At 71.7% G+C, this 8,764-nt stretch carries 6 protein-coding genes and 2 tRNA genes; 3 read left to right on the top strand and 5 right to left on the bottom strand.

What is annotated here, in order from left to right; genetic code table 11:
• Positions 1–56: 56 nt before the first annotated feature.
• The 3 genes from ACFOYX_RS26855 to ACFOYX_RS26845 form a co-directional block, all read right to left on the bottom strand.
• Positions 57–1,202: a hypothetical protein gene (locus ACFOYX_RS26855; RefSeq protein ID WP_322444081.1), complete on the bottom strand. Its 1,146-nt coding sequence runs from the start codon at positions 1,200–1,202 to the stop codon at positions 57–59.
• Between the two features lie 785 nt (positions 1,203–1,987).
• Positions 1,988–2,060 (bottom strand) — tRNA-Arg (locus tag ACFOYX_RS26850).
• Between the two features lie 36 nt (positions 2,061–2,096).
• Positions 2,097–2,187: transfer RNA gene (locus ACFOYX_RS26845), tRNA-Ser, on the bottom strand.
• Between the two features lie 133 nt (positions 2,188–2,320).
• Here ACFOYX_RS26845 and ACFOYX_RS26840 point away from each other — a divergent pair.
• Positions 2,321–3,799 carry a hypothetical protein gene (locus tag ACFOYX_RS26840; RefSeq protein ID WP_322475183.1) on the top strand — a complete coding sequence of 493 codons (1,479 nt, stop codon included), beginning with the start codon at positions 2,321–2,323 and terminating at the stop codon, positions 3,797–3,799.
• A gap of 72 nt (positions 3,800–3,871) precedes the next feature.
• On the opposite strand, the gene ACFOYX_RS26835 is transcribed toward ACFOYX_RS26840, so the two are convergent.
• Complete coding sequence (locus ACFOYX_RS26835) at positions 3,872–4,645, bottom strand: CPBP family intramembrane glutamic endopeptidase (RefSeq protein ID WP_109804368.1); 774 nt, start codon at positions 4,643–4,645, stop codon at positions 3,872–3,874.
• A 147-nt stretch (positions 4,646–4,792) separates the two neighbouring features.
• Here ACFOYX_RS26835 and ACFOYX_RS26830 point away from each other — a divergent pair, with 147 nt between their 5' ends.
• Positions 4,793–5,914: a globin domain-containing protein gene (locus ACFOYX_RS26830; RefSeq protein WP_322444079.1), complete on the top strand. Its 1,122-nt coding sequence runs from the start codon at positions 4,793–4,795 to the stop codon at positions 5,912–5,914.
• A gap of 113 nt (positions 5,915–6,027) precedes the next feature.
• Here ACFOYX_RS26830 and ACFOYX_RS26825 read toward each other — a convergent pair whose 3' ends face one another.
• Entirely contained in the window at positions 6,028–7,557 is a 1,530-nt protein-coding gene (locus ACFOYX_RS26825; RefSeq protein ID WP_322444078.1) for a peptide deformylase, read from the bottom strand.
• 336 nt (positions 7,558–7,893) lie between these two features.
• Here ACFOYX_RS26825 and ACFOYX_RS26820 point away from each other — a divergent pair, with 336 nt between their 5' ends.
• Positions 7,894–8,676: a ferric iron reductase gene (locus tag ACFOYX_RS26820; RefSeq protein WP_109804369.1), complete on the top strand. Its 783-nt coding sequence runs from the start codon at positions 7,894–7,896 to the stop codon at positions 8,674–8,676.
• The last annotated feature ends 88 nt before the right edge of the window (positions 8,677–8,764 follow it).

The following is an 8,764-nucleotide window of genomic DNA, read 5'->3' as shown; positions in this document are numbered from 1 at the left end:
ATGGACGTTACGCCCGTGTCATCCCCACTCGGCCGCCGAACCTTGCTGAGATCACCTCATTGGACCCCGTCGGGCTCCTTGTCGCTGAATATTCGTCCAGTCCGAAGGTCGTGCCGTGCGGTCGCGTGGCCGATCGCGTTCCGAGTCCGGTTGTTAAGAAGAGCCCCATAGCCCTCCCACCCTGGGACCTGCCGAACGAAGGCGAGGCGCGCCGCGTTGGCCAGTTTGTCGTAGGCGTTGAGAGACTTTGGGTTCGCCTTCAGGTTTGCCCCGGCCGGCAAATCAATCCCGAAATCGCCTGGGCTTTGGCGCTTCACTGTGTTCTGCGCTGCCACGGCGAACCTCAGGGTCTTGCAGACCGTCTCAAATCCCTGCTGGTAGAGGTCTCGGAGGACGTCGAACTCATCACGGAATAGGGTGAGTTCCCTAAGTAGCGGCAGACGATCAGGGGGCATCACCCGCCGCAACACACCCATCTGCCAAGCGTCGAAATGACCAATGAACCGATCGATCACGTCGAAGACGCTGCGCTGCAGGCCCGGCACCAATCCGGACGCAACGTCCGCTCGAGCGGAATGGATGTATGTCGAGAACCTAAGGGCGCTGGTGTGCTTGGCGAGGACCCTGTGAAGGTACCGGCCAGCAGAATCGTCGATGTCGTCCGTTATTGCGGCGGCCGCGATGCCAACGGCTTGGTGCGCCATAGTGGCTCGCTCATGAGTCGTCGAGACCGTCCGCCAGTCATTGAATGCAGCTTTGCCCGCCTTGTCGAAGTGCTTCCAATCCTCGACGAGGTAGTACTCATAGATTCGTCGCACCTGCGGCCAGAGTTCCTCGACCGCCGTTCTACCCCTCGAAAGTACTTCAAAAAGAGCCTCTCCCCGCCCGGCGCCAACCAGGTGTATCAACGTCATGGTCGGGAACGTACCGAGCTCACCTCGCTGCGTAGCGTTGTACTTGGACGGGACGTTTGGATCCACAGTGACGAACGCTGCTTCGAGCGAGGTTTCGCTCGGCAGCGACTCAGCTTCGAACTCGACCCGATGCGATTCGAGATCCTTACCGTGAGATCGTCCACGGATCGGCAACCTGCAGTGCGCGCACGGCACATAGAAGCGAGTCATCTTTGATGGGCCGATTCCGAGCCGGACGCTGAATGGCTCCTCGCAGCCCGGGCACCGCAGTGTGTACAGCGTCATCACCCGGCTGAACCTAGACGATGCCGCTGCCGCACCTGACCCCGGACCGGCACGGCGCGCACTCATCGGCATATGAGCGGACGCTTGGTGGGGGACCTTCATAGTCGACACCACGGCGGGTCCGAGCGATCCGGGGTGAGTGCTCCGTGGTTCTCTGGTGGCGGCGCCTACGATAGGTAGGCGGGACGGAACGTCGTTGATCTTCGATGATGTGCGCGGTGTGTGCTCTCCAGCGGATGCCAACGGGGGTCAACCGGTGCCAACGCGGGTCACCGCGGCCGACCGCCGGTCGCAAACCGGGGTTCGTGTGCTCCGGGTATGGTCCTGGGCTGGGAGAACGAGGGTTCGGGTGACGCGGGTGAACGTGGGCCACCTCCTGCCACCCCAGGTGAACCCCCAGGTCGCTAGACTGGGTCCTCGCGCCCTCGTAGCTCAGGGGATAGAGCATCGGTTTCCTGATCCGTGCATCGGCGCCTGAGTGAGCTTTACGCCGAAGCCATGAAGCGCTAAACCCAGCGCGAGCCCGTAGGCGTCCAGGGCGCGGCGGTCGGGGGCGTGCACCAGGATGGCGTACCACTGCAAGCGGACGACTCCCCCTCGTCTACCGACATCGCACGATCGAGTCCTTCAATCGAGCCCCGCCGTGGCTAGACCGACGGAGACGAACAGGCCGGGACGTAGGACAGCCTCGTCGTACGAGCACCATTCGAGCACCAATGCGTCCACCGACAAGGAACGAAAAAAGACGCCTGACCGCCTCTTGGCAGGCCAGACGCCTCTTGATCTTGTGCGCCCGAAGGGACTCGAACCCCTAACCTTCTGATCCGTAGTCAGATGCTCTATCCATTGAGCTACGGGCGCTTGCTGCTCGGCCAGTCTACACACCTGGCTTTCGCGCGGAGACTCCGGGATTCGAACCCGGGAGGGGCTTTAAGACCCCAACCGCATTAGCAGTGCGGCGCCATAGACCAGACTAGGCGAAGTCTCCCTGGTGGCCCGGAGACCACCGCGCCCGAGGATACAGGTCCGTACCCACCCGGGGCAAAGCGACTACCCGGAGGGCTCGGACCCCTGCGTTTCCGACGTGTGCGAGGTCACGCTCGGGTCTACGCTCCATCGATATGCAGGAGCAGCCGCCGAGCGATCCGCCCCGCCGCGAGCCCGCCACCGGTGCCCGGCGGAGTCGCTCCCCGAAGCCGACGTTCGCCGCGCCGCCCACGCCCGAGCCGCCCGCCCCACCAACGCGCCAGCCCGGAGCGGAGAACTCGCCGCAGTCCCCGGCGCGGCGGGCCAAGGCCGCGCCGGCCGTGCTCTTCCAGCCGCCCGACCCCGCCCAGGCGGTTTCCGGCGCCCCGGGCCGCTCGGCCGGCGACGCCTCGGGCACGGAAGCCCCCGCCGGGGCCGCCGCGCCCCCGCCTCGTCCCGCAACCGGGGCCACCCCGTCTCCTACGGCCGACGGCACGGCGGCCCGAGCCACCCCGAGCACTTCCGCCGACGACGCGGCGACCCGAGCCACCCCGAGTCCTGCCGTCGACGACGCGGCGCGCCGTGCCCCGGCGAAGCAGGCCAGCCCGGCGAAGAAGACCAGCCCGGTGGCGAAGACCAGCGCGGCGAAGAAGGCGAGCGCGGCGAAGAAGGCGGCCCCGGGAGCGCGGAAGCGCGCCGAGCCGGCGCCGGCCGAGGTCAGCGCCGACCCTGGTAACGGAGGGCACACCGAGGCCGGCGCGGGGAAGCAGCCCACCCCGCCGCGAAAGGCGGCCACCCGGGCCGCGACGCCGAGGAAGGCCGCCCCCGCGAAGCGGACGACCGCGGCGCCGACCGCCCAGATCCCCACCCAGCCGGGCCCGGCCCCGGTCGTCGTACGGGCGGTCAGCGCGGCGGAGCCGGCGTCGGGGCGTACCGCCGGGGTGGAATGGTCGGCGATCACCTCGCGCGTCCTCGACCACCCGGCCTTCGCGCCGGAGTTGCTGGCCCTGGCGGCGGTGGAGGCGCTCGGGCCGCGCGCGCGGGAGTGGGTCGCGGGGCTGCGCGGCACGTATCCGGATGCCGACGCGGACGGGCTGGCCCGGCTCGCCACCCGGCGGTTCGTCCGGCTGGCGGGGGCCGGTGGCGCGGTCGCGGCGGGAGCCGGGCTCCTCGCGCCGGTGGCCGAGCTGGCGGCGGTGCTCTGGACGCAGGCCAACCTGGTGCTGCACCTGGCGGCGGCGTACGACCGCGACCCGACCCACCCGGACCGGGCGGCGGAGCTGCTGGTGCTGACCCAGGTCCACCCGGACGCCGGGACGGCCCGGGTGGCCCTGGCCGCGGCCCGGGCCGCCGACGGGCCGGGGGAGCGGCCCTGGCCGCGGGCCGCCGAGGCGGCCTGGCGGCTGGCGACGCCGCTGGCCGCGCAGGCCGGCGGCTGGCTGGGCCTGCGGCTGGCGTCCCGGCTGCTGCCGGGGGCGGCGGTGCTCGTCGCGGCGGCGGGGGACGCGGCGGCCGCCGAGCGGCTCGCCGCCCGGGCGATCACCGCCTACCGATCGGCCCGCCCGGCGGCACTGACCAGGGAGGCGCCGGTGACCGGGCCGACGAGACCGGCGTCGGGACACGAGCCGGCATGATCGACTCAGGATGCCGCAGGTCGGGCATCCAGGCGGTCCGGAAAAGGCGGGATGCCTATCCCGCCCCGCCCGTCACAGCCAGCCGAACCAGGACTTCGGCAGCAGCGCGTAGCCGACGAAGGCGACCAGGTCGAGCAGGGTGTGCGCCACGATCAGCGGCGCCACCCGCCGGGTACGCAGGAAGAAGAGGCTGAAGACGACGCCCATCACCGCGTTGCCGAGGAACGCGCCGAAGCCCTGGTAGAGGTGGTACGAGCCGCGCAGCAGCGCGCTCGCCGCGACGACCGCGCCGAGCCGCCACCGGAGCTGCCAGAGCCGGTTGACCAGATAGCCGACCACGATCACCTCCTCCAGCACGGCGTTCTGCACGGCGGCGAGGATCAGCACCGGCACCGCCCACCACAGGTGCGGCAGCGCGGCCGGCACCAGCGTGGCGTTGACGCCGAGCTGCGCCGCCGCCCAGAACAGCGCCAGCCCGGGCAGGCCGATGAGCGCCGCCAGGCCGGCGCCCCGGGCCAGGTCCGACCCGGGCCGCCGCAGGTCCACCCCGAGCGTCCGCGCCGGGTCGCCGGGGTCACGGGCCAGCAGGTGTACGGCGAGCAGCACCGGCAGCAACGCGAAGAAGATCCCGACGAGCTGGTACGTCAGGTCGAGGTAGGGCCGGGCCGACTGGGAGTTGTTCAGCGACGCGGTCTGCTTCGACAGCGGGCCCGCGGCGGTCAGCTTGGCGGCCAGCGACACCACCGCGTAGACCGCCGACTGCCCGAGGGAGAGCCCGAGCACCAGCAGCGTCTCGGCGCCCAGGGTCCGGCGGGACACCGGGCGGGTCAGCTCGTCAACCGTCACCGGACCACTGTGCCGCACGCGAGGGCCCGTCGGCACCGCCCTCGCGACCCAGGTGAGCCGGTCGCACATTCTGTGCGACCGCTGGGCACGCTGCGTGGAGATTCTATCGGGGCCCGATCCGCCGTCAGGAGAAGGAGCGTGCCCCCCGTGGAGAACTTCGCGCGGCTGCTGAAGGAGAGCTGGACCCTGGTCGAGGAGGACCGGAACCGGCTGAGCGGCCACTTCTACGCCCGGCTCTTCCTCCTCGACCCCGAGCTGCGCAAGCTCTTCCCGGTCCAGATGAGCGGGCAGGGCGACCGGATCCTGGAGGCGATCGTCACCGCCACCCAGACCGTGGGCGACCCGGAGAGCTTCGACGAGTACCTGCGCGCGCTGGGCCGGGACCACCGCAAGTACCACGTTGACGCCACCCACTACGAGACCATGGGCGTCGCCCTGCTGGACGCGCTGCGCAGCACCGCCGGCGACGGCTGGAACCTCGAGTACGACCAGGCCTGGCGGGAGGCGTACGCGAGCATCAGCGAGAAGATGCTGGCGGGGGCGGAGGCGGACGAGAACCCGCCGTTCTGGCACGCCGAGGTGCTCACCCACGAGCGGCACGGCCCGGACACCGCCGTGCTGACCGTCCGCGCCCTCCAGCACCCGCTGCCGTGGAAGGCCGGCCAGTACGTCAGCGTCGAGGCGCCCCGCTACCACCCGCGGGTGTGGCGGACGTACTCGGTGGCGAACGCCCCGAACGACGACAACGTGCTGGAGTTCCACGTGCGTACGCCGGCCGGCGCGGCGGGCTGGCTGTCCGGGGCGCTGGTCCGGCGCACGAAGCCGGGCGACCTGCTCCGGGTGGCCGCCCCGATGGGGTCGATGACGCTGGACCAGTCGTCGGCCCGGGACATCCTCTGCGTCGCCGGCGGGGTCGGGCTGGCCCCGATCAAGGCGCTGGTGGAGGAGCTGACCAACTTCAACCGGACCCGCTGGGTGCACGTCTTCTACGGCGCCCGCCGGCCGGAGGAGCTCTACGGCCTCGCCGGCCTGACGGAGCTGGTGAGCGCGCACCCGTGGCTGTCGGTGACGCCGGCGTGCAGCGAGGATCCGGACTTCGACGGCGAGCTGGGCGACATCTCCGACGTGGTCACCCGGTACGGGCCGTGGACGACGCATGACTGCTACGTCTCGGGCTCGGGCCCGATGGTCCGGGCCACCCTGCGCGCGCTCGCCGCGGACGACGTGTCGCCGGAGCACATCCGGTACGACACCTTCGGCAACCTGTAGGCGTTTCTCCCCCCGAGCCGGGTCGCGTGCCCCTGCCCCCTGGGGCACGCGACCCGGCCCCCCGTCCGCCGGTGTGCGGGCCGGGCCGGCAACCGGCCCGCGCACCGGAGCGGTCAGTAGCGCCAGGGGTTGCCGCTCTCCCGGTACTCCTCGACCGGCACCAGGGGCACCCCGGGCGTCATCCGGTCCACGTAGAGCCGCCCCTCCAGGTGGTCGATCTCGTGCGCGACCAGGCGTGCCATCGCGTACTCGTAGGACGTGATGATCCGGCTGCCGTCCCACTGGGCGTGCTCGACGTCGATCCGCAGTGGTCGGGGCACCAGGCCGCGGTGGTCGAAGAAGGAGAGGCAGCCCTCGTACTGCTCGTCGCTGTCCGGGGCGGAGTCGACGATCCGGGGGTTGAGCAGGACGACCGGCTCGGCCGCCCGGTCGGCCGGGCGGACCACGGCGGCGGCCCAGCCGAGCCCGAGCTGCGGGGCCGCGATGCCGACCCCCTTGCTGAACGGGTGCAGCTCGTCGAGGCGGACCAGGATGGCGCAGAGCCGGTCGACCACGTCCCGGGCGGTGCGTTCCTGGCGGGACAGGTCGAACTGGTGGGCGGGCTGGCGGAGCAGGTCGTCGCCGCGCTGCACGATGCCGATGCCGCGCATCCGGTCGCTGGCCCGGACCCGCAGGCAGCTCGCCGGACTGTCCGGCTCGGCGTCCGGGGGCTGGTTGCGGAAGCGCCACTGCAGCCGGTAGCGGGCGTTGAGGGGCGGGTCGTCGGTGGACCAGTCGAAGAGCGCCCGGCCGTCCCGGTCGTGCCGCTGGATCTGGGTACGCAGCGGGCCCTCCTCCGAGGAGAGGGAGGTCTCCACCCCCCAGACCTGCGGGTCCAGCTCCACCGGGAGGTCCAGCCGGACGGCCAGGTGGCGGGTGGGCAGGCGGACCGCCCGCTGGAACCAGGGCCCCCACTTGTCCCGCCCCACCCGGTACGCGTACTCGATGGTGACCCGGTCGCCGGGGTAGAGCGGGAAGCGCCCCTCGGCGTTCTCGAAGAGCAGCCAGATCTCCTTGAACGCGTCCCGGTCGTGCTTGGCCCGCCAGTGCATCGGCTCGCGCTCGCCGCCGTCGTCCCGGTACGCCCGCAGTTGCAGTTCGGCGAAGGTGAGCGGGTGCTCCCGGTGGTGCCGGTTGGAGCGGCCCGGGTCGTTGGGGTAGCGGTCGACGGCGACCCGGACCAGGTAGCGGCTGACCGGCTCGGTCCCGGCGTTGTAGAGCTCCCGCCGGATCACGCAGTGGTAGCCGTCGTCGGCGTGGGTCAGCGCGGCCAGCTCCCGCTCGACCACCAGGCCGGTGCCGGGGGGCAGCCACTGGCCGGGGACGGCCGGCTCGCGGTGCGCGCCGCCGTTACGGGCGTGCCGCAGCTCGTCGTACTCCCGGAAGCGCTGCCAGATCGCGCCGCTGGCCTCCAGGACGGCCTCGGCCCGGCGGGCGAAGTCCTCGGTCGGGCGGTGCCGGCGGCCCTCGACGTGGCTGACGTAGGACGGGTCGAAGCCCATCAGGGTGGCGAGCTGCTTCTTGGACAGCCCCCGGCCGGTGCGGTGCCGGGCGAGTTCGGCGGCGAACGAGTCGGCGGCCCGTTCGATGGGTGAGGTCGTCATTCGGCTTCCTCGTGGCCGGGAGTACCAGTTTCACGTTGGGTGGCCGAACGTGCACAGAAACTGGCTCGTATTCGACACTCGCCTTGACAATTCAGCCACGTACGTCGATGCTCGCGCCGCCTCTCGCCCGGTCGGGCGGCGTTTCCGCCCCCGCCTGCCGGGTAGTACGCCGGCACGCGGCGACCGGTCGGCGGAGTGACCGGGACCTCTCCATCAGCCCCTCGGTGCCGCTTCCCCCGACCCGGAGCCTGTGGTTAGGCTAGCCTTAGCTCAAATGGGCCTGCTGATACCGACCGGCGGGGCGACCAGACAGGGGACGATCAGGTGACAGCGGTGATGCCGAGGCGGGAGATCGCCGCGCCACTCGCCCCGGTGACCGCGACCCTGCGCGCCATGTTCGGTACGGACGAGCTGCCCGGGCTCGCGCCCGGCCTGCTGGTCACCTCCGACGAGGCGCGCTGGGCCCCGGCGACCCGGCTGGTCGACGGGACGCTGCTGCCCGAGTTCCTGCGCGCCGCGACGGTGCGCTGGGGCGGCACCCCGCACGCCTGCGCCGCGCTGGCCTGGAAGTCGTACAGCTACTGGCTGGCGCTGCCGGCGGTGCTCGGCTGGGCGTCGGCCCGGCGGGTGCCGCTGCTCGACCCGGCCGACGTCCTGATCCACTTCGAGGACCATCGCCCGCTGCTCACCCTGGGCCTGCGCCGCTCGACCGCGGTCGCGGTGCTGCCGGGCGACCCGCTGGCGCTGACCGGCGCGCCGGACGTCCGGGTGGTCGCCGGCGAGGCGGAGCTGCTCGACGCGTTGCGCGCGTCGCTGCTCGACGCGCACCTCGCCCCGATGATCGCGGCCATCCAGGCCGAGGTCCGGATCGGGACCCGTACGCTGCTCGGCTCGGTCGCCTCCGGCATCGCGCACGGCATCCTGCGGGCCGCCGACGCGCTGCCCGGGTCGTCGACCCGGAGCATCGAGACGCTGCTCGACGCGCTCGACCTGGCCGACCTGGTGGAGCTGGTGCCGGGCCCGGCCGGCGAGCCGACCGTCCAGCGGCGGACCTGCTGCCTGGCCTTCACGCTGCCCCGGCCGAAGATCTGCCAGGGCTGCTGCGTCCGGCCCTCCTGATTCGTGCCGGCTTGCGGGCCGGCACTGAGCCTTTCCGCGTAACGGGTCGTGGCGTTGGGTGATCAGGTTGTGCGGTTGTGGTCGAAGT

Origin of the sequence: Micromonospora sp. GCM10011541 (genome assembly GCF_042650725.1) — a bacterium.
Lineage (GTDB): Bacteria > Actinomycetota > Actinomycetes > Mycobacteriales > Micromonosporaceae > Micromonospora > Micromonospora sicca.
This window is presented reverse-complemented; position numbering and strand designations above follow the sequence as displayed.

Excerpts from the sequence above, each read along its gene's own strand:
- ACFOYX_RS26840 (WP_322475183.1), top strand. The coding sequence starts at position 2,321 with ATGCAGGAGCAGCCGCCGAGCGATCCGCCCCGCCGCGAGCCCGCCACC.
- ACFOYX_RS26825 (WP_322444078.1), bottom strand. The coding sequence starts at position 7,557 with ATGACGACCTCACCCATCGAACGGGCCGCCGACTCGTTCGCCGCCGAA.
- ACFOYX_RS26820 (WP_109804369.1), top strand. The coding sequence starts at position 7,894 with ATGCCGAGGCGGGAGATCGCCGCGCCACTCGCCCCGGTGACCGCGACC.